21 protein-coding genes, 1 pseudogene and 1 CRISPR repeat array are annotated in these 25,828 nt (G+C 67.4%); of the genes and pseudogenes, 17 read left to right on the top strand and 5 right to left on the bottom strand.

Features of this window, described 5'->3' with window-relative positions; genetic code table 11:
• Genes cas7e through cas2e form a run of 5 tightly spaced genes read left to right on the top strand, consistent with a single transcriptional unit; the run spans position 1 to position 3,909 of the window.
• Positions 1–1,194, top strand: a complete 1,194-nt coding sequence (cas7e, locus tag STHE_RS17150) for a type I-E CRISPR-associated protein Cas7/Cse4/CasC (RefSeq protein WP_012873869.1) — start codon at positions 1–3, stop codon at positions 1,192–1,194.
• Positions 1,191–1,928, top strand: coding sequence for a type I-E CRISPR-associated protein Cas5/CasD (gene cas5e, locus STHE_RS17145; protein WP_012873868.1), 738 nt, complete (start codon positions 1,191–1,193; stop codon positions 1,926–1,928). Before cas7e ends, cas5e begins: the two co-directional genes overlap by 4 nt.
• Positions 1,910–2,683, top strand: coding sequence for a type I-E CRISPR-associated protein Cas6/Cse3/CasE (gene cas6e, locus STHE_RS17140; RefSeq protein ID WP_012873867.1), 774 nt, complete (start codon positions 1,910–1,912; stop codon positions 2,681–2,683). The genes cas5e and cas6e overlap by 19 nt, the downstream gene beginning before the upstream one ends.
• Complete coding sequence (gene cas1e / locus STHE_RS17135; protein ID WP_012873866.1) at positions 2,683–3,627, top strand: type I-E CRISPR-associated endonuclease Cas1e; 945 nt, start codon at positions 2,683–2,685, stop codon at positions 3,625–3,627. Before cas6e ends, cas1e begins: the two co-directional genes overlap by 1 nt.
• Before the next feature lie 12 nt (positions 3,628–3,639).
• Complete coding sequence (cas2e, locus tag STHE_RS17130; protein WP_245534933.1) at positions 3,640–3,909, top strand: type I-E CRISPR-associated endoribonuclease Cas2e; 270 nt, start codon at positions 3,640–3,642, stop codon at positions 3,907–3,909.
• A 13-nt stretch (positions 3,910–3,922) separates the two neighbouring features.
• Positions 3,923–6,212: direct repeats of the CRISPR family, unit length 29 nt; unit sequence GTTGTCCCCACACGCGTGGGGGTGAACCG.
• Positions 6,213–6,295: 83 nt separating this feature from the next.
• Here cas2e and STHE_RS17125 read toward each other — a convergent pair.
• The 5 genes from STHE_RS17125 to STHE_RS17105 all read right to left on the bottom strand — a co-directional run bounded on the left by STHE_RS17125 (position 6,296) and on the right by STHE_RS17105 (position 12,233).
• Entirely contained in the window at positions 6,296–7,660 is a 1,365-nt protein-coding gene (locus tag STHE_RS17125) for a serine hydrolase (protein WP_052295414.1), read from the bottom strand.
• A 135-nt stretch (positions 7,661–7,795) separates the two neighbouring features.
• Positions 7,796–8,710 carry a nickel transporter permease gene (nikC, locus tag STHE_RS17120; protein ID WP_012873863.1) on the bottom strand — a complete coding sequence of 305 codons (915 nt, stop codon included), beginning with the start codon at positions 8,708–8,710 and terminating at the stop codon, positions 7,796–7,798.
• Between the two features lie 10 nt (positions 8,711–8,720).
• The gene (gene nikB, locus STHE_RS17115) at positions 8,721–9,647 is read right to left on the bottom strand and encodes a nickel ABC transporter permease (protein ID WP_012873862.1); all 927 of its coding nucleotides are present in this window, start codon (positions 9,645–9,647) and stop codon (positions 8,721–8,723) included.
• A gap of 69 nt (positions 9,648–9,716) precedes the next feature.
• Complete coding sequence (locus STHE_RS17110; RefSeq protein WP_012873861.1) at positions 9,717–11,504, bottom strand: ABC transporter substrate-binding protein; 1,788 nt, start codon at positions 11,502–11,504, stop codon at positions 9,717–9,719.
• A 45-nt stretch (positions 11,505–11,549) separates the two neighbouring features.
• Positions 11,550–12,233 carry a winged helix-turn-helix domain-containing protein gene (locus STHE_RS17105; protein WP_012873860.1) on the bottom strand — a complete coding sequence of 228 codons (684 nt, stop codon included), beginning with the start codon at positions 12,231–12,233 and terminating at the stop codon, positions 11,550–11,552.
• Between the two features lie 1,058 nt (positions 12,234–13,291).
• On the opposite strand from STHE_RS17105, the gene STHE_RS17100 reads away from it, so the two are divergent.
• From STHE_RS17100 to STHE_RS17045, 12 genes and pseudogenes are all read left to right on the top strand, one after another.
• Positions 13,292–14,497 carry a glutathione-independent formaldehyde dehydrogenase gene (locus STHE_RS17100; RefSeq protein WP_012873859.1) on the top strand — a complete coding sequence of 402 codons (1,206 nt, stop codon included), beginning with the start codon at positions 13,292–13,294 and terminating at the stop codon, positions 14,495–14,497.
• Between the two features lie 261 nt (positions 14,498–14,758).
• Entirely contained in the window at positions 14,759–15,439 is a 681-nt protein-coding gene (tenA, locus tag STHE_RS17095) for a thiaminase II (RefSeq protein WP_012873858.1), read from the top strand.
• A gap of 272 nt (positions 15,440–15,711) precedes the next feature.
• Positions 15,712–17,127: a transporter permease gene (locus tag STHE_RS17090; RefSeq protein WP_041400829.1), complete on the top strand. Its 1,416-nt coding sequence runs from the start codon at positions 15,712–15,714 to the stop codon at positions 17,125–17,127.
• A 19-nt stretch (positions 17,128–17,146) separates the two neighbouring features.
• Complete coding sequence (locus tag STHE_RS17085) at positions 17,147–17,956, top strand: serine hydrolase (RefSeq protein WP_012873856.1); 810 nt, start codon at positions 17,147–17,149, stop codon at positions 17,954–17,956.
• Between the two features lie 154 nt (positions 17,957–18,110).
• Positions 18,111–19,157, top strand: coding sequence for a hydroxyacid dehydrogenase (locus STHE_RS17080; protein WP_012873855.1), 1,047 nt, complete (start codon positions 18,111–18,113; stop codon positions 19,155–19,157).
• Positions 19,158–19,275: 118 nt separating this feature from the next.
• Positions 19,276–21,162, top strand: coding sequence for an ABC transporter ATP-binding protein (locus tag STHE_RS17075; RefSeq protein ID WP_012873854.1), 1,887 nt, complete (start codon positions 19,276–19,278; stop codon positions 21,160–21,162).
• A 138-nt stretch (positions 21,163–21,300) separates the two neighbouring features.
• Entirely contained in the window at positions 21,301–21,609 is a 309-nt protein-coding gene (locus tag STHE_RS17070) for a nucleotidyltransferase family protein (protein WP_041400509.1), read from the top strand.
• Positions 21,596–21,964, top strand: a pseudogene (locus STHE_RS19495) (HepT-like ribonuclease domain-containing protein). Before STHE_RS17070 ends, STHE_RS19495 begins: the two are co-directional and overlap by 14 nt.
• A 99-nt stretch (positions 21,965–22,063) precedes the next feature.
• Positions 22,064–22,324 carry a type II toxin-antitoxin system Phd/YefM family antitoxin gene (locus tag STHE_RS17060; protein WP_012873852.1) on the top strand — a complete coding sequence of 87 codons (261 nt, stop codon included), beginning with the start codon at positions 22,064–22,066 and terminating at the stop codon, positions 22,322–22,324.
• A gap of 3 nt (positions 22,325–22,327) precedes the next feature.
• Complete coding sequence (locus STHE_RS17055; RefSeq protein WP_012873851.1) at positions 22,328–22,615, top strand: type II toxin-antitoxin system RelE family toxin; 288 nt, start codon at positions 22,328–22,330, stop codon at positions 22,613–22,615.
• Between the two features lie 581 nt (positions 22,616–23,196).
• Positions 23,197–24,171, top strand: a complete 975-nt coding sequence (locus STHE_RS17050; RefSeq protein WP_012873849.1) for a hypothetical protein — start codon at positions 23,197–23,199, stop codon at positions 24,169–24,171.
• Positions 24,168–25,727, top strand: a complete 1,560-nt coding sequence (locus STHE_RS17045) for a B12-binding domain-containing radical SAM protein (RefSeq protein WP_012873848.1) — start codon at positions 24,168–24,170, stop codon at positions 25,725–25,727. The genes STHE_RS17050 and STHE_RS17045 overlap by 4 nt, the downstream gene beginning before the upstream one ends.
• Positions 25,728–25,828: the final 101 nt, after the last annotated feature.

Raw genomic sequence — 25,828 nt, 5'->3', positions numbered from 1 at the left:
ATGTTCGTTGAACTGCACATCATCCAGAACTTCGCGCCCTCGAACCTGAACCGGGACGACACCGGTGCGCCGAAGGACTGCCAGTTCGGCGGCTACCGCCGGGCGCGCATCTCGAGCCAGGCCCTCAAGCGTGCGATCCGGATGACCTTCGGCGAGGAAAATCTGCTGCCCGAGGAGAGCCGCGCACGACGCACCAAGCGCATAGCCGGAGCTCTCGTCGAGCGGCTGGTCGCCAGCGGGAAGGACGCCGTCGCAGCCGCCGCGGTGGTCGAAGCCGCCATCCAGGGAATCGGTCTCAGCTTTGAGAAACCAAAGGAGGGGGACACCGAGAAGAAGACGCAGTACCTGCTGTTCCTGGGTCAGCGGGAGATCAACGCCCTGGCCGATGTCTGCCTGGCGCACTGGGACACCCTGGTTGATGTCGCGCCAAACGCGGATGCGGCTTCCGAACGCGACGCCAAGAAAGCCAAGAAGGCGAACAAGGCGGCCCTGCCGAAGCAGGTTCAACTGGCGCTCCTCGACGCACTCGACGGCCGCTCCGCCGACGTCGCCCTGTTCGGCCGGATGCTGGCCGACCTTCCCGAGAAGAACATCGACGCGGCCAGCCAGGTGGCGCACGCCATCTCCACCCACCGGGTCGCCACCGAGTTCGACTTCTACACCGCCGTGGATGATCTGAAGCCAGACGACACCGCCGGCGCCGACATGCTCGGCACCGTCGAATTCAACTCCGCTTGTTTCTACCGGTACAGCAATATCGACGTGGATCAACTGATCGAGAACCTGGGCGGCGATGTTGATCTGGCGCGGACAACCGTCGAAGCCTTCCTCTGGGCCTCAATCCACGCGATCCCAACCGGCAAGCAGAACAGCATGGCGGCCCAGAACCCGCCGTCGTTCGTGATGGCCGTGGTCCGCGACCGCGGTCTCTGGTCTCTCGCCAACGCCTTCGTCAACCCGGTGGCGCCGGCGCACGACGGCGACCTGATCGAGCGCTCGGTGGACGCGCTGGAAGCGTACTGGTCCAATCTGGTCCGGGTCTACGGCGGCGAGCTGCGCGGCACCTGGTGCGTCAACGTCAACCCGCGCGAACTTGGTCCGCTGGAGGAGCTGCACGTCGACACCTTCGAGGAGCTGGTCGACGCCGTGGTCACAGCGGCCTTCGCCGAAGCCGAAACGGGCGCGGCAGCATGAGTACCCTCCTGCTTCGCTTGACCGGCCCCATGCAGGCCTGGGGCACTCAAAGCCGCTTTTCCTGGCGCGACACCGGCCTGGAACCCTCAAAGAGCGGCGTGATCGGCCTCCTCTGCGCCGCGCTGGGCCGGCCGCGATCCGCCCCGGTGGACGACCTGGCACGCCTCCGCATGGGCGTTCGGGTCGACCGCGAAGGAACGATGCACGTCGATTTCCACACAGCCGGCGGCTGGCATCGCCGGGCGGAGGCAGGCTACGGCGTGCCCGATCCGAGCGGCACTGCCCGCCGGCCCCAGATCTCCCGCCGCTTCTACCTGGCCGACGCCGACTTCCTCGTCGGCCTGGAGGGCGACGAGGAGCTGCTGGTCCTGCTCGACCGCGCCCTGGCTGCGCCCCGCTGGCAGCTCTTCCTCGGCCGAAAGTCGTTCGTCCCCGCTGCGCCGGTCCGCCTGCCGGACACGCCGCCCTGGGGACCGGGCCTGCGCCCGGAGCCACTGGAGACGGCCCTGCGCACCTACCCGTGGCTCGGTTACCAGCTTCCACACCCCCGCGCGGACGCACCCGACAGGCTGCGCCTCGTGCTCGACGCGGAAGGTGACGATGCGGCCGACATCCGCATGGACGTGCCGATCTCCTTCGCCGAGCGCCGCTTCAGCACCCGCGCCGTCCGCACTGTCTGGATTGCGACGCCACCACCACCGGAGGGAGGTGACCCATGTACCTCTCGCGCCTGATTCTGAATCCGCGTAGCCGGGAGGTGCGGCGGGACCTGGCGGACTGCCAGCAGCTCCACCGCTCCGTGATGTCCGGCTTCCCGAACCTCGCCGCGCCGGGCGATGCCCGCGCCCGGCTCGGCATCCTCTACCGGCTTGAGACCCACCCGCGCACCGGCATGCCGACGCTGCTCGTCCAGTCGGCGATCGAGCCGACCTGGAGCCAGCTCCCCGCCGACTACCTGCTCAACACCGCCGGCGTGCCCAACCCCGACTGCAAGCCGGTCGGGCCGATCTACGACGCGCTCGACGCCGGGATGGTCCTCACCTTCCGTCTCCGCGCCAACCCGACCAAACGCATCAAGCCGGACACCGACCCCGGGCGCAGCAATCGACTCGGCAAGCGGGTGGAGCTCCGCACCGAGGCGGACCAGCTCGCCTGGCTCCGCCGCAAGGGCGAGCAGTGTGGCTTCGAGGTGCTCTCCGTGCGCGCCACCACGGAGCACGAGGCGTACCGCTGGGAGCGCGCCGCGGCGATCTTCGGCCTGGAGGCGGACAAGCCGGAGCCGGTCCCTGACGTCCGCGCTGTCCGGGGCAGCAAGGTCTATGGCCGGCGCGCGGACGGAGAGCGGATGACCTTCGCAGCGGTGACGTTCGACGGGCTCCTGCGCATCGTCGACGCCGACCGCTTCCGCGCCGCGCTGGTCCAGGGCATCGGCTCCGCCAAGGCCTACGGCTTCGGCCTCCTTTCGATCGCCCCCGCGAGGAGTGCGTGATGGACCTGCACATCTTGCCGAAGGTACGCGATAGCTGGAGCTACCTGTACGTCGAGCACGCCAGGATCGAGCAGGAGGCGAAGGCGATCGCCATCCACGATGCCGTGGGCATGGTCCCGGTGCCCTGTGCGTCACTCGGAATCCTGATGCTCGGGCCAGGGACGAGCATCAGCCACGCCGCGATCCGGACGCTGGCCGAAAACGGCTGCCTCGTCCTCTGGACGGGCGAGGAAGGGGTTCGGTTCTACGCGCAGGGGCTGGGCGAGACCCGCTCCGCCCGCAACCTGATGCGGCAGGCGCGGCTCTGGGCCGACCCGGCGCTGCGCCTGCGGGTCGTCTTCCGCATGTACCAGATGCGCTTCTCGGAGCCCTTGCCCCCCGATCTGACGCTGCAGCAGATCCGGGGCATGGAAGGGGCACGCGTCCGCGATGCCTACGCCCGCGCCAGTCGTGAGACCGGCGTCCCCTGGCGCGGGCGCTCCTTCCAGCGACGGAACTGGTCAGCGACCGACCCCATCAACCGTGCCCTCTCGTGCGCGAACAGTTGTCTATACGGCATCTGCCACGCAGCGATCGTCTCCCTTGGCTACTCGCCAGGACTCGGGTTCATCCACACCGGCAAGATGCTGTCGTTCGTGTACGACATCGCCGACCTGTACAAGGCAACGGTGACGATCCCGCTGGCGTTCCGCGTCGTCGCCGAAGGGACGCATGACCTGGAAGGAAGGGTTCGGCGCGCTTGCCGTGATGCCTTCGTGGCGCACCGTCTGTTGGGAACCATCGCGACAGACATCGAGCACGTGCTGGACATCAGCGACGCAGACGGCGGCGCCGACGAACCGGACTTCGATGAGGACGCCGCTTACCCCGGCGGGCTTTGGGACCCCAGCGGAGCAGTCGCGGGCGGGGTGAACCATGCCCCCGAGGGTGGAGAGGAGGAGTAACGTGTGGTCGTCATGATCCTGGAGCGGGTACCGCGCAGCCTGCGTGGCGAGTTGACCCGCTGGATGCTGGAGCCGAAAGCGGGCGTGTTCGTTGGGACGATGTCCGCGTTGGTACGCGACAAGCTCTGGGAGAAGGCGTGCGCGAGCATGAAGGGCGGCGCCGGGATGCTGATCTACAGCAGCAACACGGAGCAAGGCTTTGTCGTCCGATTCTGGGGAAATCTAGGCAGGGAGGTGGTAGACTTCGACGGCCTGACATTGATCCGAGTGCCGTCAGAATGAGGAAAATGGAAGTGTTGTCCCCACACGCGTGGGGGTGAACCGAGCGGATCGAGAACGTGCCCATCTGGTGGCGGGTTGTCCCCACACGCGTGGGGGTGAACCGCCCTCGAAGTCCGTGAGCAAGAGCTACAGAAGGTTGTCCCCACACGCGTGGGGGTGAACCGGTCGCCCACCAAAACCTCCGCAAAGGTCGATCGTTGTCCCCACACGCGTGGGGGTGAACCGTCTCGGCGATGATCTGGAGGTCAGGGTCGGACGTTGTCCCCACACGCGTGGGGGTGAACCGTGGCCGCTGAACTAGGCGTGCGACCCGTCACCGTTGTCCCCACACGCGTGGGGGTGAACCGCCGAGGCCGAACGCAACCAGGCTCTTGTCGGCGTTGTCCCCACACGCGTGGGGGTGAACCGCCGACGCCGACTCGTTCATGGAGCGCAAGCACGTTGTCCCCACACGCGTGGGGGTGAACCGGGTAGCGAGTGCGATGGACGAGCGAGGCAAGGGTTGTCCCCACACGCGTGGGGGTGAACCGATCGGCGGCACCCCGAACACGCCGCAGATGCGGTTGTCCCCACACGCGTGGGGGTGAACCGAGGCCGCGCGCCGGCGGCGGCCGCAGGCAGCCGTTGTCCCCACACGCGTGGGGGTGAACCGTCCAGGAACCCGCCCCCGACGCCATGCCCCGTCGTTGTCCCCACACGCGTGGGGGTGAACCGCCGGTCGTGGGCGCCAATGAGCGGGTCGAGATGTTGTCCCCACACGCGTGGGGGTGAACCGACCCATGTGCAGTGCGGTCATCCGTTTCTCTAGTTGTCCCCACACGCGTGGGGGTGAACCGACGACGCGTTCGCGAACGGCACGGGCGATGCCGTTGTCCCCACACGCGTGGGGGTGAACCAGCTGCGGCGCTCGGTCATGCGCCCTCCGATCGCGTTGTCCCCACACGCGTGGGGGTGAACCGGCCGCGCGCGCGGCGGTGTAGAGCAGATTGGCGTTGTCCCCACACGCGTGGGGGTGAACCGGGTTGCTCGACGCAGGTCTGGAGCCGGGCACTGTTGTCCCCACACGCGTGGGGGTGAACCGTGTTGCTCAGCCGGCCGAGGATGCCCTCGGTGGTTGTCCCCACACGCGTGGGGGTGAACCGACCACGATGGGGAGTTGTTCCCCGCGCTTGGAGTTGTCCCCACACGCGTGGGGGTGAACCGGGCGGGTGCTTTCGACGGCTAACCGGGAACGGGTTGTCCCCACACGCGTGGGGGTGAACCGGGCCTGGACGAATCGGCGCGCGGCGTCCACAAGTTGTCCCCACACGCGTGGGGGTGAACCGACGCTGGAACTCGTGCGGCGTCTGAGCGAGCTGTTGTCCCCACACGCGTGGGGGTGAACCGATCAACGAGCAGGCAGCCCGAATCAGACAGTTGTTGTCCCCACACGCGTGGGGGTGAACCGGAAGCATCTGGCGGATGAGGGGGTGACGGCATGGTTGTCCCCACACGCGTGGGGGTGAACCGATCACGCCCGTCCCACAGAACGGGGGTGCCGCGTTGTCCCCACACGCGTGGGGGTGAACCGGTTGAGGCAGGGGCAACGCCCCACAGGAGCAGGTTGTCCCCACACGCGTGGGGGTGAACCGGATGTCGAAATCGTGTGCTCACCGATCGCCCGGTTGTCCCCACACGCGTGGGGGTGAACCGTCAGCTCGACGAACTGGGCGAGGGCGCCTACCGTTGTCCCCACACGCGTGGGGGTGAACCGTCCCGGCGCGCTCGGTGGATCGCTGAGGCGGCGTTGTCCCCACACGCGTGGGGGTGAACCAGCTGCGGCGCTCGGTCATGCGCCCTCCGATCGCGTTGTCCCCACACGCGTGGGGGTGAACCGGCCGCGCGCGCGGCGGTGTAGAGCAGATTGGCGTTGTCCCCACACGCGTGGGGGTGAACCGTCGGTGCGTACGATAATCAACCCGCTTGCGGAGTTGTCCCCACACGCGTGGGGGTGAACCGGATGTATCTACCCGGCACGCCGTCCCACGGCCGTTGTCCCCACACGCGTGGGGGTGAACCGGGGTTGCCGCCAGCGTCCGACAATCGGAGTTGGTTGTCCCCACACGCGTGGGGGTGAACCGTACCAGGCGTGCCCGCGCTGTGGGGAGGCGCTGTTGTCCCCACACGCGTGGGGGTGAACCGATGATCGGTCATCACAGTTCCCCCTCCAGTGCGTTGTCCCCACACGCGTGGGGGTGAACCGATCTGTACGACCACTACGCGGGTACCAGTATCGTTGTCCCCACACGCGTGGGGGTGAACTACGAGCACGAGACGACGCGGAAAACGGATCCGTGGCTGGGATGTCCCAGCCACGGATCGGGGGGTTGTCGCGTGATCCGGCCGCTTAGTCCTGGACGTACTCCGCCAGGCGGCCGCTGAAGCGGAGGAAGCGCGGCTTGCCGTCGTCGCCGAAGATGACGTCGGTTCGCATGCCCTGGTAGTCGCCCTCGGTGACGATGAACTCCTGCTCGCTGAGGGGTGACATGAAGAGCGGCGGCAGGGTCTCTGTCTCGCCGGTCAGCGGGCTGCTCATCTGGATCTCCGCCTTCAGCCGACCCTCGTCGACCGACAGCGTGATGGTGCTGTGCGGCCGCTTGTAGGTTCCGACGACGCGCTCCAGCGCCTCGGCCGGGAGCGTGATCGGCTCCGGGTCGGTGGAGCGCAGGCCGAGTTCGTGCTCGAGCGCCCAGCGCTGGATATCGCGGTGTGCCGCGGCGCCGCGGTCACCGTTGGTGAGGATGGCGATGGCGAACCGGCGCGAGGGCACCAGCGCGAGCTGCGCCTGGAAGCCGTTGGTCGAGCCGCCGTGCGAGACGATCTTGACGCCGTCGACCGTGTCGAGCGCCCAGCCGATGCCGTAGGCGTCGGCGAAGTTGCCTGCCTTGACCTGCTGCTCCTGCATCGCCGCGATCGACTCGGCCGAAAGGATCTGCTTCCCACCGACCGTGCCGTTGCTCATGTGGAAGGCGGCAAAGCGGAGCAGGTCGCCGACGTTGGCGATGATCCCGCCAGCGGCGTTGACGCAGCGCGGCAGCGGGTAGAGCCGGGCAACCTTGTGCTCGGCGCTCGACGGGGTGACCTGCGTGTGGCCGACGGCGACCGGGTAGACGATGGCCTCGTGGGCGAAGAAGAAGCTGTGCTCCATGCCCAGGGGCGCGAAGACCCGCTCGCGCATCGCCTGCTCGAAGGTCTGGCCCAGGATCTGCTCCATGACGCGGCCGGCGAGGTAGAACCCGCTGTTGCAGTAGGACCAGAGCTCGCCCGGGGCGGTCCACTGGCGCAGGGTGTGGAACTCGGCGATCGCCTTGGCGAGGGCGTCGTCGCCGATGCCGTAGTCATCGAAGCGGTCACCCTCCAGCCCGCTGGTGTGGGTCAGGAGGTGGCGCATGGTGATGGTGCGCTGGGCATCGGCGTCGGCCAGCTTCAGGTCGGGCAGGTACTCGATCACCGGCGTGTCGAGTGACAGCTTGCCCTCCTCGACGAGCTGCATGGCCAGGGTGGCGGTGTAGACCTTAGAGATCGACCCGATCTGGAACAGGGTGTCCGGGCGCACCGGGAAGCCAGTCTCCAGGCTGGCCACACCGTAGCCGTGGGTCTCGACGGCGCCGTCGCGGAAGATCCCCACCGCGATGCCGGGGATCGACCAGCGCGTCATCGCATCGCGCACGGCCTCGTCGAGCGTGCCTGGCCGCGTCAGTTCGTTGCTCATGCGTCGCATTACCTTTCCGGCCTGCCGGCCCCCGCCGTGGCCGGGCGAGGGCAGCAGGGCTGCGTCCACTCACGACCGATGGGCCGTCACGGCCCGGAAGTGCTCTGGTTCCCTACTCCCTCCGCTGCACCTGCGTCAGTCGCGGGACTGCGGGTCGAGCGCGTCGCGCAGACCGTCCCCCAGGATATTGAAGCCCAGCACGGTGATGGCGATCGCGAGGCCGGGGAAGGTGGCGATCCACCACTCTTCGCGTAGGAACTCGCGGCCGTTGCTGAGCATCGCGCCCCACTCGGGCGTCGGCGGCTGGGCGCCCATGCCGATGAAGCTGAGCGCGGCAGCCGAAAGGATCGAGCTGGCGATGCCGAGCGAGGCGAGCACGATCATCGGCGAGAGCGCGTTCGGGAGGATGTGGACGAACAGGATGCGCCGGGTCGGCGCGCCGATAGCCCGCGCCGCCTCCACGTACTCCTTGCGCTTCAGCGAGAGCACCTGCCCGCGCATCAGCCGGGCATAGGTCGGTACCGAGCCGATCCCGACGGCGATCATGACGTTCGTCAGGCTCGGGCCGAGCACGGCGATGATCGCCAGCGCGAGGAGGAGATCCGGGAAGGCGAGCATGACGTCGATCACGCGCTGGCTGATGATGTCGAACCAGCCGCCGAAGTAACCGGCTGTCATGCCGATGATCGACCCGACGATCGCGGCGATCCCGACCGCCACCAGGCCGACTCGCAGCGAGATGCGCGCGCCGTAGAGGATGCGCGTCAGGATGTCCCGCCCGAAGTCGTCGGTGCCGAAGGGGTGCTCCAGGCTGGGCGGCAGGAACTGGTCCGACAGCCGCATCTCGGTCGGGTCGTAGCGCGCGAGGACGGGAGCGAAGATGGCGAGCAGGATCAGCGTCCCGACGATGACCCCGCCGAGCATGGCCAGGCGGTTCGAGCGCAGTCGCCGCCACACGATCTGGCGCTGGGAGCGAGGCGCGGCGCCGGCGCCGAGCGGCAAAGCACCTTTGGCATCGACCCGCTGCATGGTTTGCCGGTCTGCGTTCATGTCCCCCTGCCTATGAGTAGCTGATGCGCGGATCGATCGCGGCATAGATGATGTCCACCAGGAGGTTCACCCCGACGTAGATCAGCGACACCATGAGCACGATTCCCTGGATCAGGGGGAAGTCGCGCGTCTGCAGCGCGCCCACCGCGAGCAGGCCGATGCCCGAGTAGCCGAAGACCGCCTCGATGATGAAGGCCCCGGAGAGGAGCCCGCCGATCTGGAGGCCGAGCATCGTCACGATCGGGATCAGGGCGTTGCGCAGCGCGTGACGAATCACGACCCACCACTCACGCAGCCCCTTGGCGCGGGCCGTCCGGACGTAGTCGCCCGAAAGTGCCTCCAGCATGCTGGCGCGCGTCAGCCGGGCAAGGATGGCCGAGCTGAGCAGGCCGAGGGTGAAGGCCGGCAGGACCAGGTGCTTCCAGGTGCCGGTCCCGGAGACCGGGAGCCAGCCGAGCCTCACGGAGAAGAGGAGGATCAACATCAGGCCCAGCCAGAACCCGGGGATCGAGACGCCCAGGACGGCGCTGACCATGCTGACGTTGTCGATCCAGGACCCCTTAAAGGTGGCGGCCAGCACGCCGGTCACCGTCCCGATCACCACCGCGACCGCGAGGCTGGCCGCGGTCAGCTTGAGCGTGTTGGGCAACCGGATCAGGATCTCCTGCATCACCGGCCGCTTGCTGCGGAATGAGCGCCCGAGGTCGCCCCGGAGCGCGTCGGAGATGAACTTGACGTACTGCTTGTGGATCGGCAGGTCCAAACCCAGTTGCTTGCGCATCGCCGCCCGCTGCTCGGGGGTCGGCCGGGCCTGGTTGCCGAACATGATGTCCACCGGGTCACCAGGGACGAGCCGGACCATGAAGAAGACCGCCAGGGTCACGCCGAAGACCACAGGGATAGCTGAGATCAGGCGGACGGCGATATAGCGGAGCATGAGCGCACTCCCCCAGTCCCCGGCAGGGTCGGGGGTGTCCCCCGACCCCACCAGAGCTTCCTGGTCGGACTAGGACTCGATGTAGATATCGTGGTAGATCGGATACCCCTGGCCGTCGAGCTTCATGCCCTTGACCTCGGCGCGGGTGCCGACCACGTTGACCGGGCTCCAGAGCGGAACCATGGCGCAGTCGCGCAGCATGATCTTCATCGCCTCGAAGTAGAGGCGGCCGCGCTCCTCCAGATCGTTCACCCGGCGGGCCTCCTCGACCAGGTCACGGTACTCCTTCGGGCGATACCAGCCGATCCCGCTCTCAGTATCAGTCATCATGTAGAGCAGGTCGGACTCCGACCAACCCCAGGACATCAGGTCGAAGTGGGAGGGATCGTCCGGCTGGCCCAGCCGCGCCAGGACGGTCGCGACTTCCATCGTCTCCAGCTTGACGTCGAACCCGACCTGGTTGAGCTGGTTCTGGATCACCTGCGCCACGCGCTCCTGGGTGCTCGCGTTCCAGGTCCAGAGCAGGACTTCGAGCGGCTGGCCGTCCTTCTGGCGCGGGCCATTGCCGGACGCGACCCAGCCCGCCTCCTCGAGCAGGCTCTTGGCCTTCTCCGGATCGTAGTCGTAGCCGAACTCCTTGATGTCCGGGTTGTAGCCGTAGTTACCGGTCGGCATCGGGCCGTAGTTGCGCGTTGCCAGCCCGTCGAGGACGCTCTCGATGATCTCGTCGGCGTTGATGGCGTACGCCACCGCCTGGCGCACCCGGACGTCGTCGAACGGCGGCTTGTAGACCTGGCCGTACTCCTCTCCGGGGTCCATCATGTGGAACTCGATGAAAGCGATGCTGGTACTCGCCTCGGGGATGTAGACCTGGAGATCCGGGTTGTCCTGGAAGTTCTTGACCTGATGCGGCGGCACCGACAGGAGACAGTTGATCTCGCCCGTCTCCATCGAGGCCACCTGCGTCTGCTCTTCGGGGATGTTGCGGAAGACGATCTCATCCAGGTACGGAGCGCCCTTGTTCTCCGACGTGGTGCGGAAGTTCTGGTAATCCGGGTTCCGCTCCAGCGTGATGCTCTCGCCGGCGATCCACTCTTTGAATTTGTAGGGACCGGTGCCGACCGGGTTCTGGCCGAAGTCCTCGCCGTACTTCTCCACGGCGGCCGGCGAGATGATGCCGAAGTAGGCGCTGCTGATGTTACCGAGCAGCGGCGAGAACGCCTCGGAGAGCGTCATCTTGACGGTCGAGTCGTCGATCGCCTCCGTCTTCTGCAGCGGCGAAATCCAGGACGCCGCCGGCGCGTTCGTCGCCGGGTCCATCAGGCGGGTGAAGGTGAAGGCAACCGCCTCCGGCGTCAGGTCGGTCCCGTCGTGGAATTTGATCCCCTTGCGGATGGTGAACGTGATCTCCTTGCCGTCCTCGGAGACCTCCCACCGCTCGGCCAGCACACCCTCGTACTCCAGATCCAGGTTCCGGCCAATCAGCGGGTCATAGATATGCTGGAAGACCTGCCAGGAGATCGAGGCGATGGTGTGCTGGGGGTCGAGGCTGTCGGAGTCGCCGCTGCGCCCGATGATCAGCCGCCCACCCTGCTTCGGCTCGCCGCTGGAGCCGCCGCTCCCGCTGTCGGCCGTGCCGGACGGGGTGGTCGACGTGCCGCCGCTCCCGCCATCGCTGCCGGAGTCGCCACCGTTCGAATCGGTGGAGTCGCCCCCGCCGCAGGCGGCGAGGATCGAGGTGACTCCTGCCGCCACGGGCGCGGCCGCGAGCAAGCGGACCAGTCGCCGCCGGCTCAACTGGCTCCCCAGCAGATCAACCGATTGCGCGTCCCCCGCGCGCGGGTCCTGAACACCCATTCTCGTACGTCCTCCTCGACCATTCATACCCGCGGGTACACCCAACTACCCTCTGGAACGCGGACTCCGTCCACGCTGACGCCGTGGGAAGCGCCGCGCGCGATGCACCGCCTGGTCGCCGTTGACCGCGGGCTGACTCGGGCGCGGGAACAACGCGAGACCCAGCTCGACCGTGATCTCGCCGTCCGGCCGGTCAGCCTTCTCGAAGGAGCTAGCCAGTTTGCGCAGCCGGTCGGCAAATTGCTGGGCCTCCGCCACCGACATGCGGGCCGTGCGGCGTTGCACGGTCACCACATCCGGCGTTCGGGCAATACTGCCCTCATTGAACGCGCGTCGCAATTGCGCCGCCACGTGATCGATTGCACTGATGGTGAACTCTACGGTAGCGCTCTGAGTCTCCGGAGCGCTGTTTGCGTTCAGGAGCCGGGACGACAACTGGTAGAAGCGCGCAACAGCCCGGTAGCGCTGCTGCGCCTGACCCTCATGCACCGGGATCGACCGGATGAGCCCGGCCATCTCCAGTTCGCGGAAGTGGTAGTAGAGCTTGGTAGGACTGATGCCGAGCGCCTCACCCACCTCGGCGACCGTGCGCGCTGCCGGGATGACCTCCTGGATGATCGCGGCCCGGAGCGGGTTCGCGAGGATGCGGAGCTGATCGAGCTCCTCGACAACCATGACCTCGGCTGGTTCGTAGTCGTCCGCGGGCGGTGTCCCCGCTCGCCCCGGCATCGTTCCTCCACAGATGCGCGCTCGCCCCTGGGCGATTGTTGAAAAACTTTTTTCGACGCTGACTCTACTGGTAACCCATGCCGGTGTCAAGCAACCAGATCCGGCCGTGCGGAAGCGCCCCTCCCCGCGCTGCTCCGCGGAGCCTCACGCGAAACTTATCCGCAACAGACACCATCTCGCTCCCCTGCCGGGGTCCGCTCGGTAGCATCAGGGCGGAAGTGACGGTCTTCCACGAACGAATCCGGCACGCCCGCCGCCCTGTCCCCGGCCCGCTCACGGAGCTTGGCGAATTGCATGGGTGTACGCGGTCGGCAGGTGCCCGGGGGAAACCCCCGGGCTGACCAGGAAAGCCCGCTAAAGCGGGCTGAGGCGGACCAGGGCTTCCACCCTGGCGTTTGGTGTCCACCGTCCAGTCGGTGCCCGGGGATACATCCCCGGGCTGAGTGTGGGAAAGCCCACTGAAGGGACTCCCTTGTCCACCCCGTTGCTCCGGTCGGGCACCCGCTGGGCGCAGTGTCCCCAGCCCCTTCAGTGGGCTTCGCCTTCTCAGCCCGGGGGTAAACCCCCGGGCACGGGCCGACCGGTAGACACCGTATCATCTGGGTTTGCGGACTGCTCTGTCCCAGCCGGCTTCACCCGGCTTTCATTGTCAGCCCGGGGTAAACCCCCGGGCACACGCCGCCCGCGCACACTCTCGCGAGTCGTCAACCCCAAGACCCCGCAACGCTCCCACCGGGCCCCAGACAGAACTCATTGACAAGCGAATAGTTAGCGTCTAGCATGAAAACAGACGGCGCGCAACGTCACGCATGCGACACCTGCCGCGCTGTGGCGTCCTCCACCCCGCGCGGTGGGCGTCCCGCATCTCGACCGGGAAGGAGGCGCCAGCGACCACACCGCTCATCGCGGCCGCCCCGCCCCCCACTCACCAGTGGCGGACATCGACGCTGTACCCGGACAACGGGGCGGCCGCGCCCGCACTCCGAACGACCTGACATCGTCGTACCGAGTGGCGGTCGACCGCACGAGCCGGCCGCTGCGGGAAGAGGAGTGGTTCCATGAAGGCCGTTGTCTACAAGGGCCCGAATCAGGTCGCCGTCGAGGAAGTCCCCGACCCCAAGATCGAAGCCCCCACCGATGTACTCGTCCGCATCACGTCCAGCGCCATCTGCGGCAGCGATCTCCATATGTATGAGGGGCGCACCGCCGCCTCACCGGGCATCGTCTTCGGCCACGAGAACATGGGCGTCGTGGAGGAGGTCGGCAGCGGCGTCGCGTCGATCAAGAAGGGCGACCGGGTGGTCATGCCCTTCAACATCGCCTGCGGCTTCTGCTTCAACTGTGTGCGGGGCTATACCGGCTTCTGCCTGACGGCGAACCCCGGCTTCGCCGGCAGCGCCTACGGCTACGTCGCCATGGGCCCCTACCCGGGCGGGCAGGCCGAGTTGCTGCGCGTTCCCTTCGCCGACTTCAACTGCCTCAAGCTCCCAGGTCAACCGGGCGATCAGTGGGAAGATGACTTTATGATGCTGGCCGACATCTTCCCCACCGGCTACCACGGGACAGAGCTGGCAGACGTTCGTCCCGGCAGCACCGTCGCCGTCTTCGGGGCCGGCCCGGTGGGGCTGATGGCGGCCTACAGCGCCCTCCTCCGCGGCGCTTCGGAGGTCTACGTCGTTGACCGCGTGCCGGAGCGCCTGCAGAAAGCGAAGGAGATCGGCGCGATCCCAATCGACTTCTCCAAGGGCGACCCGGTGGAGCAGATCTTCGACATGCGCCGGCAGAACGCAGGCGTCACCGGCGCCATGCGCCCCGGTGAAGAGAGCATGATCGGCGTCATGTGCGGTATCGACGCGGTCGGCTACCAGGCGTTCTCTCACGGGACCGGAAGCCAGGAGCAGCCGAACCAGGTGCTCGAAGACCTGATCCGGGTGGTGAACCCAACCGGGCGGATCGGTATCCCAGGGCTCTACGTGCCGACCGATCCGGGCGGCGTCGACCAGGCCGCCAAGCAGGGGCAGTTGCTCCTCTCCTTCGGGAAAATGTTCGAGAAGGGGATCCGGCTCGGTACCGGCCAGACCAACGTGAAGCAGTACAACGTCTTCCTGCGCGACCTGATCATCTCCGGCCGCGCCAAGCCGAGCTTCGTCGTCAGCCACCGGGTGCCGCTCGAGAAGGCGCCGGAGGCCTACGAGAAGTTCGACAAGCGGGTCGAGGGCTACACGAAGGTAGTGCTCAAGCCGCAGCAGACCGCTGCCGACTAGGTTTGACACCGCCGCGGGCACCTGCTACGGTGTTCGCGACAGATCAATAAGCGGCACAGCGCGACGGGAGCCCGGGGACCCGGGCTGAGAGGGTGGCCACCGATCCGCCACCGACCGCTGAACCTGAACTGGGTAATGCCAGCGAAGGGACGGCTGCTGACCAGACCGTTCAACGGCGCTGTCCACGCGGGCAGCGCCGTTCTCTGTCCCACCGACGGCTCCCCATCCCCGCGCCCGGGCCATCGCGAAAGGAGTCGCCTGATGGACACGCGGTTCACTGACGAGCTGTGGGAGAGCATCACCCCGATCTACCAGCAGATCCTCGAACACCCCTTTATTAAGGGGCTGACCGACGGCTCGCTGCCCGCACCGGCTTTCCGCCAGTACGTGATTCAGGACGCCCTCTACCTCCAGGACTTCGCCCGCTCGATCGCCGCTGCCACTGCCAAGGCGCCCAAGGACGCCTGGGCCGAGACGCTGGCAGGCCACGCGCGCGACACGCTGGTCGTCGAGCGCTCGCTGCACGAGGGTCTCTTCAAGGACTGGGGGATCACGACCGAAGAGGTCTTCAACACGCCCCCCTCCCCCACCAACCTGGCCTACACCTCGTACCTCGTGCGGGTCGCCTACCGCGAGCCGTTCGAAGAGGTCATCGGCGCGCTGCTGCCCTGCTACTGGATCTACTGGGAGGTCGGCAAGCAGCTCGAGGAGGCCGGCTCGCCCAACCCTGACTACCAGCGCTGGATCGACACCTACGCCTCAGAGGAGTTCGCCGTCCCCGTGCGCGAGGTCCTCGCTATCGCCAACGAGATGGTGGCCGACCTCTCCGACGCCAGGCGCGCCCGAGTCCGCCGCCACTTCGTGACCTGCTCGAAGTACGAGTGGATGTTCTGGGATGCCGCGTGGCGCCTGGAGGACTGGCCGGTCAAGGGCAAGGAGTGATTGCGACGACTCTCCCGCCGTCCCCCGCCCCACGGATGGGGCGGGGGATTCCATCACTGCCTACCATAATGTCATCCAAGTTGCTTCCCTGAGACGAAACCGTGCAGTACGGTAGGGAAACGCTGGGCACGTTCGGTCGACCCAGCGGAGTGGGCTAGGGGTGCGCACGCGCCGGCAGGTGGTAGCCGGCCACCCGGCTCGGTTGCGGGACATGACAGAGCCCGGCCGCGTCGCGGAGATGTGGCTTCGGGATGGAGTGGAAGGCGAGGCTGATGACTGCTCGTGAACTGCCGGCGTCCGAGCCCGAGAAGGCCCGCGGCCTCACCCAGACAGTCGGTATCGTTGCGTTCGTGATCGGGATCATCGCCGCGATCGTCATCAACCTCGCGGTCGAACCACCGAGCGTGTGGGGCCTCGTCCCCATCGTGCTCTACGCGATCCTCGCCCTGCTGGGGCTCGACATCGTCCTGGCGACGCTCGGTGCGCTGATCGCCGCCGTGATCATGACCGGAACCGGTCCGTTGGCCCTGAGCGGACTCTTCGCACAGTCGCTCGGGTCGTTCATCGTGACCGTCGGCCTGATCATCATCCTCGGCGGCGGGCTGGGGCAGGTCACGCGGGAGACCGGAGTTGCCGAGTACCTCGTCCGCCTCATCACCCAGACGATCGGCCTGCGGACGCGGACGCGCGTACAGCTCGGCATCATGCTGACGTCGACGATTCTCGTCGGCGCGCTGGGCACTCTCGCGGGTGCCAACGCGATCCTGGCGCCGATCGTGATCCCGATTGCGGCGGCTGTCGGGTTCACCCCCGCGGCGCTGGCGATCATGCTCCACTCGGGTGGCGCGCCGGGGCTCTTCATCGGTCCCTTCACCCCGCCCGTGGTCACCCTCACCGAAACCGCCGGCGTGAACTACGTGCCGTACCTCGCCGCGGCGGGACTCCCGATGGCGATCACCACCTGGGTCGTGGGATTCTTCATGGCGCGGTGGATCCAACGCCGGACCGAGGGGTCGCAGGCCTACGATGAAGAGGCGCTCGCCACGGCGGAGCAGAAGTCGTTGGGCGAGCAAGCCCGCCGCGGCACCATCGCCTTTGTCCTGACCCTCGCCGTCATGGTCGCCTACGGTATCCGGGCCGAGGCCGGGGCGTCCTTCGCGATCCTCGTCATGCTGGTCACCTCGTTCACCACCGGGCTGGCGGGAGGCATGAGCCTCGAGGGAATCCTGCAGGCGATCTATCGCGGAGCGTCCGGCCTGGTCTGGCTGTTCCTGCTCTTCTGGCTCTTCAACCCGCTGATCGAGCTGGTCGGGCAGATGCAAGCCTACGAGGCGCTGCTGGACGCAGGGGAGCCGATCCTCGCTGAGATCGGCGGCTACGGCTTCGCTCTGGTCGCGCTCCTGATCGGGTGGCTCGGTGTCGCCGGGGCCGCCGTTGCCCAGGTCGTGTTGATGAATGAAGTCTTCGGGCCGACCGCGGAGGCGCTTGGGATCCCGGCGCTCGCGTGGGTGCTGGTCCTCCTCGGCGCCTCGCAGATCGACTGGTTCGGGCCGTTCCCCAACGCCGACATGATCGGGCAGATGGGTCTGGCGCGATCCCGTGACCTGCGCTCGATGCTGTACAACGGCTGGGCGATCTTGGCCGCGAACCTGGTCCTGTTCGTGATCCTCTTGTGGATCCTGATCTAGGTTGAACTGGGAGGCCCCGGTGGTGAACCTGACCGCAGCGCGGACCGAGCTTGACGACCTGATCCGGCGTGCGCCCGGTACCGTCGGACTCGTGATCGAAGACCTCACGACGGGCGAGCGGCTGGAGTGGTCGCCGGAGACACAGTTCCTGGCCGCGAGCATCATCAAGATCCCCATCCTGGTCGAGGGACTCCGTCAGGCAGAGGAAGGGACAGTCCGTCTCGATCAGATGGTGCCGGTGCCGGACGACGCCAAGGTCGGTGGCTTCGGCATCCTCAAGGAACTCACCAGCGTCACGTCGATCTCGCTGCTCGATCTGCTGACGCTCATGATCATCGTCAGCGACAACACGGCGACGAATCTCTGCATCGACGTGCTCGGCGTGGAGTCGATCAACCGTACGATCGCGTCGCTCGGGCTGACGGGCACGCAGCTACAGCGGAAGATGATGGACTATGAGGCGCGCGATCGCGGCCTCGAGAACTTCACTACCCCGGCAGACGTCGCGCGCCTGCTCCGCCTGATAGCGACCCGGCAGATCTTGACGCCGGAGGCGTGCGACCTCGCGCTCGATATCATGGCGCGCCAGCAAGTACGCGACCGCCTGCCGCTCTATCTCCCGGACGACATGCGCGTCGCCCACAAGACCGGCGAGCTGTCCGGGGTGCGGCACGACGCGGGAGTGATCTTCTTTGAATCCGGCCCGGTGATCGTCGTGGCGCTGACCCAGGGGTTCTCGGATCAGCTCTCGCAATCGTTCGTGGGCGGTGATGCCAGCGCCCTGATCGCGCAAATCCCGCGCGTGCTCCTCAAGCATCAGCGCTCGTGACGCCGAGCACTCTGCCAGAACGCCGAGAGAGCCTGCGCCCGCACCCCCGGTCATCGCCCAACCGGAGTGCGGGCGCTCGCTTCCCGCCTGGCACACGGGTTGCAGCCTCACCCCGCAGCAGATGTGGCGAACGGGCCTCGGAGGGAGCGGCGGTATGAGCGATCGGGCGGGCGGTACAGCGGGGCGCGTAGTCTTCTTCGAGACGGACTCGCGCGAGCAGGCGTACTTCGGCGAGGCGCTGGGGCCACTGGCCCCGGTCTTCCACAGCGAGCCGCTGGACGAGGACAGCACCCACCTTGCGGCCGAGGCTGAGATCGTGTCCGTCTTCATCCACTCACGGCTCGACCGCCCAACACTGGAGCGCCTGCCCCGGTTGCGCCTCATCGCCACCCGCTCGACCGGCTACGACCATATCGACCTGGCAGCCTGCGCCGAGCGCGGCGTCGTCGTGACGAACGTCCCCTACTATGGCGAGAACACCGTCGCCGAGCACACCTTCGGGCTCATCCTGGCGCTATCGCGCAACATCCACCGCGCCTACGTCCGCACCCAGCGCGGCGACTTCTCGCTGGCGGGTCTGGAGGGATTCGACCTGAAGGGCAAGACCCTCGGCGTGATCGGCACGGGCAGTATCGGCCTCCACGTCATCCGGATCGCCAAGGGATTCGGCATGGAGGTCGTCGCCCACGACCTGCGTCCAAGCCGCATCCTGCCCGAGGTGCTTGGCTTCCGCTACGTCCCGCTGGACGAGCTGCTCCAGGTATCCGACATCGCGAGCCTGCACGTCCCCTACCTCCCGGCGACGCACCACCTGATGAACCGTGAGACCTTTGCCCGCATGAAGCGCGGCTCGCTGCTGATCAACACGGCCCGCGGTGGCCTTGTCGACACCGAGTCGCTGATGTGGGCGCTGGATGAGGGGATCCTCGCCGGCGCCGGGCTCGACGTGCTCGAGGGGGAAGAGTTGATCCAGGAGGAGTCGCAACTCCTGACCCAGCCGGCGGTGGAGGACAAGCTGCGGGCAGTGCTACGCCAGCACCTCCTGGCCCGCCGAGAGAACGTAGTCATCACGCCGCACATCGCGTTCTACAGCACCGAGGCGGTGCACCGCATCATGGACGTGACCATCGAGAACATCAACGCATTCCTCGACGGCAACCCCCAGAACGTGGTGAGCGCCCCCGCCCCCGCACGGACGTGACGTCTCCGCCGCTGCCCGATCCGGACGGGCAGGGCTGCACCTACCCGAACGACCGGGTTTCGTCACGGAGACCCAGTGGTAGGCTTGCTGCGCCGTGGAGGCGCACAGAGGAGGGCCGATGCACCGTGGGCGATTGATGGGCCAGTTTGACAAACCTGAGCAGACAGCTCGGCCGGGCACCTTCCGGCGGGTGGTCGCCTTCTTCCGGCCCTACTGGCAGCAGATCGCCCTCGTCCTGGTCGCTATCCTGATCACCTCCGGCCTTGGCCTGATCAACCCCTACCTGCTCAAGCTGATCATCGACACCGCCATCCCCCAACGGGACATGGCGCTCCTGAACCTCTTCGTCGGGCTGATGATCGTCGTGCCGATCATCTCCGGGCTGATCGGCGTCGGGCAGAGCTACCTGAGCAACGTGGTCGGCCAGCGGGTGATGCGCGACCTGCGCAACGCGCTCTACGCCCACCTGCAACGCATGCCGCTGCGCTTCTTCACCTCGACCCGCACCGGGGAGATCCAGAGTCGCCTGGCCAACGACGTCGGCGGCATCCAGCAGGTGGTCACCTCCACCGCCGCGACGATTGTCAGCAACATTGCCACCGTGGGCAGCACGATCGTGCTCATGGCCGCCATCGACGTGCAGCTCACGCTGCTGTCACTGGCGCTCGCCCCGATCTTCCTCGTCGTCACCCGCCGGGTCGGCGCGCTGCGGCGTGAGCTCTCGACCTCCACCCAGCGTAGCCTGGCCGACCTGACCGCGATCACCCAGGAGACGCTTTCCGTCTCCGGCGTGCTCCTCACCAAGACGTTCGGGCGACAACGCGAGGCGACCGAGCGGTTTGCCACCGAGAACGAGCGGCTGGCCGGGTTGCAGATCCGCCAGCAGATGATCGGCCGCTGGTTCTTCATGGTCATCAACGTCTTCTTCTCGATCACCCCAGGGCTGGTCTACTGGGTCGCCGGGCGGTCCATCATCGGCGGCGACACGGAGCTGACGATCGGTAGCATCGTGGCCTTCACCACACTCCAGAGCCGGCTCTTCTTCCCGCTGGGGCAACTCCTGAACGTCCACGTCGACGTGCAGGGGGCCCTGGCGCTGTTCGACCGCATCTTCGAGTATCTGGACCTCCAGCCCGAGATCACCGACCGGCCCGGCGCCCTGGCGCTCGATCCCGACCGCGTGCGCGGCCGCGTCGAGTACGACCACGTCAGCTTCCGCTACGACTCCGCCCCGCCCGGGAGCGACGGCGCCACCGAGCGGCCGCTGGCCCTGAATGACGTCACCTTCACCATCGAGCCGGGGCAGCTCGTCGCGCTGGTCGGGCCGAGTGGTGCCGGGAAGACGACCATCACCTACCTGCTCCCACGGCTCTACGACGTCACCTCGGGCGCAGTGCGGATCGACGGGCACGATGTGCGCGACGTGACGCTGGAGAGCCTGGGCCGGATCATCGGCTTCGTCACCCAGGAGACCTATCTCTTCCACGCCACCGTCCGTGAGAACCTCTTGTACGGCAAGCCGGACGCGACGCAGGAGGAGATCGAGGCAGCCGCGCGTGCCGCGGCTATCCACGACCGGATCATGGAGCTCCCCGACGGCTACGACACAGTCGTCGGCGAGCGGGGCTACAAGCTCTCTGGCGGGGAAAAGCAGCGCCTTGCGCTGGCTCGCGTCATCCTGAAGAACCCGCGCATCCTGATCCTGGACGAGGCGACATCGGCCCTCGACACCCACTCGGAGCGGCTGATCCAGGCCGCTCTCCAGCCGCTCATGCGCGGGCGGACCACCATCGCCATCGCCCACCGGCTGAGCACCGTGCTCGCGGCCGACCAGATCCTGGTGGTCGATCAGGGGCGCATCGTCGAGCGCGGCACCCACCAGGAACTCCTCGCCCGCGACGGGCTCTACGCCTCCCTCTACCGCGCCCAGTTCGTTACTGACGACGCTCCCGCCACGCTGAACGGCGGTGTTCTCCTGGACGAGGAAGTCCCCGCAGCCGAGTAGGGCGACGCGACCTGACGGTACAATGCGGATATCGAGCCAATCCGCGCCGCGGGCGGACGACGCCCGACATTGGCACGAACGTGGGAGACACCTGAAGTGACGCAGCAGGACAGGCCAGCAGGGAGCAAGGGAGAGCGCGTGAGACTTGGACCTGCGCTCTCGGTCCCAGCAGGTGCCCTGGCAGACATCTGCCAGCGCTACCACGTGCGAGAACTCGCCGTCTTTGGCTCGGCCCTACGCGATGACTTCGGCGCGGAAAGCGATCTCGACGTGCTGGTCGAATTCGCGCCCGGTGCCCCGATCGGACTGATCGAACTGAGCCGTCTCCAGCGGGAACTCAGCGCCCTTGTCGGCCGCCAGGTCGACGTCGTGCCGAAAGCCGGGCTGAAAGAGGCGATCCGCCAGGAAGTGCTCGCCCAAGCTGAGGTCGTCTATGCCGCGGCCTGAGCGGTTGTACTTGTTGGATATCGTGCAGGCGGCGGAGGCTATCGCCCGGTTCCTCGCTGGAACGAGCCAGGATCGTTTCGCGAGTGACGACCTGCTCCGCAGTGCCGTCCTCTACAAGCTCACGGTTATCGGCGAAGCGGCTGCCCGACTTCCGGCTGACCTCCAGGCTCGGCATCCGCACGTGCCCTAGGCTGACATCGTTGGGTTCCGGAACATCGTCGTCCACGCCTATTTCGCTGTTGACTGGTCCATCGTGTGGCATACCGCTACACGCGACGTGCCTGCACTCAGGGACGCTGTGCTGGCCATTCTGCACACTGACTTCCCCGAAGACGACGACAACACTTCTGTGTAACGAGAGCCCCGGAGGATCTATTGGACTCCCCATGGAGCTTTACGCCGCAATGTCGGTACTGTACATTTGAGCCGGTTCCGACAGACAGGGAGACGAGCCATGACGACGGTAACAACGGTTGAAGCGCGCAACGAGTTCGCAGAGATCGTCAACCGCGCCGCCTACGGAAAGGAGCGCATCACGCTCACACGTCGGGGGAAGGCGATCGCTGCCATCGTCCCGATCGAGGATGCTGAACTGCTCCAGGCATTGGAGGATCGGGTCGACTTGGAAGCCGTGCGCGCCGCGCTGGAAGAAGCCGAACGAGACGGCACGATCCCCTGGGAGCGCCTGCGGGTTGAGCTCGGACTCGACGATTAGCGCCTGCTCCGCACACAGTACGCGATTGACTTCACACCGCAGGCAGTACGGCAGCTTGCGTCGCTGCCCAAGGCAATGCAGGCGCGGATCGCGCGGCGTATCGATAACCTCGCGACCGATCCACGTCCGCAGGGCTGCGAGAAGATCACTGGCGGTGACGACCTGTATCGCATTCGGGTAGGAGACTACCGTGTCGTCTATCAGGTCAGGGACGAGCGGCTCTTGATCCTCGTCATCCTCATCGGGCACCGCCGCGACATCTACTGCCACCTCTCTCGGCTGTCTTGCTGACGCGCCGCGCCCGAGCGTTCTCCATGTCATTCAGGCGGTCCACCGCGGGGAAGCACCAGCGGAGCCAGTTGGTTTACACGCCCCACCCCCATAGTTCGGTCCCATCGGCAGGCGAGTGGAACCGGCCACGCAGCGAAGGATCCCTTCGCTGCGCCTGGGACGGCTGGACGACGCACTCCACTCTGCTCAGGATGACAGCGATCGAACGACGGTGACCGGCCCATGTACCACCGTCTTTCGTCAAACTCCATCAGCCGGCTGGGGGACAGCACTCACGCGTTCCTCCGCTCGGCGCGGGGATCCTTGTACCACTCGTCTCGGAGGGGGTCGCAGCCCCACGAGTCCATGGTGGCGGGTTGGAGACAGGGCGGCCGGAATACCGGCGAGACCCAGGCACGCACACGCGCCCACACTTGATGGGTAGCGACCGAACCCCCTGAGATGGACATGCGCCCTAGCAGCCCTATCAGGACAGCTTCGCAGGCATTTCCGCGCATTTATCCCTCCCCAAACAATCCAATCGTCCCGCTTCCTCGTACTGACACCGATGCGGGTTCATCGGGTAGGGGCGGGAGAGGCGCATGGCGGCGATCCCGAAGACAGCATACGCGGCTCCACAGCCCGCGGACGCGCCTGCGTCGACCGTCGATCGCGACGCACTGGCGCGCGCAACCGTGCGGGCGGTGGCGTACGGCGATGTCTTCGACTACCCGCTGACCGCCGCCGAGGTGCACCGGTATCTGGTCGGCGTGGCGGCAACGCCCGCAGAGGTGAACGCGCTCCTGCGTGACCCGGCGAACCGTCCGGCGGCGATCGCCACCTACGACGGCTACTTCATGCTCCGGGGTCGGGAGGGAATCGTCGCGACGCGCCGTCGCCGAGCAGCGCTGGCCGCACGCGTCTGGCCGCGCGCCGTGCGTTACGGGCGCGCCATCGCCCGGCTCCCCTTCGTGCGCATGGTCGGGATCACCGGCGAGCTGGCGATGGACAGCGTCGACGACGGCGCGGACATCGACTACCTGATCGTCACCGAGCCGGGGCGCCTCTGGCTCTGCCGCGCGCTCATCATCGGCATCGTCCGCCTCGCCCGCCATGGGGGCGACATCATCTGCCCCAACTATCTCCTCTCCGAGCACGCCCTGGTGCTGCAGGAGCGGAACCTCTACACGGCACATGAGATGACCCAGATGGTGCCGCTCAGCGGACTGGAGATCTACACGCGCCTGCGACGGCTCAACGACTGGACCGCGCGCTTCCTGCCCAACGCCGAGGGGCCGCCCTCCCTGGTGACGACCGACGTCCCGGTCCACCCAGTCGCCCGCGCGCTGGCCGAAGCTCCGTTGCGCTCGCCGGCTGGGGAGCGACTGGAGCGCTGGGAGCGGGAGCGGAAGATCCGGCGGTTGAGCCAGGTGCACGGGCCGGGTGGGGAGGCGGCGTTCTCGGCCGACTGGTGCAAGGGCCACTTCGACGGTCACGGGCACCGCACGCTGGCGGCCTACGCCGAGCGGCTGCGCGCGCTCGACCTGCTGGATGCCGACGAGGGGTGGGGAACGTGAGCGAGGTGCTGCTGGGTCAGTCCTATTACCTGCGGTTCGACCCCAAGCTGTGGGAGGCGATGCAGCCCTACCCACCGCTCGGGACCCTCTACGCTGCGAGCTACCTGCGATCCCGCGGCTACGACGTGGCGCTCTTCGACGCCATGCTCGCGGAGTCGGAGGCGGAGTGGGATGCGGCGCTCGACCGGGAGCGCCCGCGCTTCGCCGTCCTCTACGAGGACAACTTCAACTACCTCTCCAAGATGTGCCTGCTGCGCATGCGCGAGGCCGCGTTCGTTATGATCCGCGCCGCGCGTGAGCGCGGCTGCACCGTGATTGTCGCCGGGTCCGACGCCACGGACCATGCCGGGCGCTACCTGCAAGCCGGGGCCGACTTCGTCCTGCTCGGCGAGGGGGAGTACACGCTGGCCGAACTGCTCGACCACCTGACCGGCCGGAGCGACCAGCCGCTGGAGGGGATCCTGGGGCTGGCCTACCCCGATCCGACACAGCCCGACGGGGTCAAGCGCACCCCACGCCGCCCGGATATCCGCGACCTCGACGCGCTGCCGTTCCCGGCGTGGGACCTGGTCGATGTGCCGCGCTACCGCGACATCTGGCTACGGCGGCACGGGTATTTCTCGATGAACATGGTCACCACCCGCGGCTGCCCCTTCCACTGCAACTGGTGCGCGAAGCCGATCTGGGGCCAGCGCTACAACGCCCGCAGCCCGGAGAACGTCGCAGCCGAGCTGAAGTGGCTGCGCGACAACTACCAGCCCGACCACATCTGGTTCGTCGACGACATCATGGGCCTCAAGCCGGGCTGGCTCCAGCGCTACGCGGACGAAGTCGAGCGGCTCGGCGTCCGCACCCCCTTCAAGAGCCTGCACCGGGTGGACCTCTTGCTCCGCGGCGACACGATCGAGGCGCTGGCGCGCGCGGGTGCGCAGATCGTCTGGGTCGGAGCCGAGTCCGGCTCGCAGCGCATCCTCGACGCGATGGAGAAGGGGACGAAGGTCGAGCAGATCGTGGAAGTGGCCCGGCGCCTGCACGCGGCGGGGATCCAGGTCGGATTCTTCCTCCAGTTCGGCTACCCCGGTGAGACGCGCGCTGATATCGAGCTGACCCTACAGATGGTGCGCGATTGCCAGCCGGACGACATCGGCGTCTCGGTCGCCTACCCGCTGCCGGGGACCCCGTTCCACGAGCGGGTCAAGGATCAGCTCGGGGTCAAGCAGAACTGGCTCGACTCCAACGACCTGGCCATGCTCTACCGCGGTCCGTTCACCACTGAGTTCTACCGGCAACTCCACGTCGTGGTGCACAAGGAGTTCCGGATGCGCAAGCACTGGCGCGTGCTCCGGGGGCTGGCGCAGCGGCCGGGCCAGCTCCGTCGCCGCCATCTGCGCATGGCAGCCGCAGCGGCCTTCTACGCCGCGACGCTGCCGCTGGAGCGCCGCCGCCTCGACCGGCTGGAGAAAGTACCGCACCAGGGGGTGGGGCCGTTGCCACCGACCATCTCGCCCGAGGAGGCAGCCATCCCGACGCCGCAGGCACCGGCTGAAGGAGACTGAGCGGCCCGTCAGGAGCGCCGACCACGTGTTCCCGCGGCAGCCGTAGGGGAGACGGTCAGAACGCCGGGGCTGCCGCGACGACGCCAGAGGGAGGGCATCAG

The sequence above is a fragment of the Sphaerobacter thermophilus DSM 20745 genome, from assembly GCF_000024985.1.
Classification (GTDB): domain Bacteria; phylum Chloroflexota; class Chloroflexia; order Thermomicrobiales; family Thermomicrobiaceae; genus Sphaerobacter; species Sphaerobacter thermophilus.
Note: the sequence above shows the minus strand (reverse complement) of the source record. Positions and strands in the feature narration are given on the sequence as shown.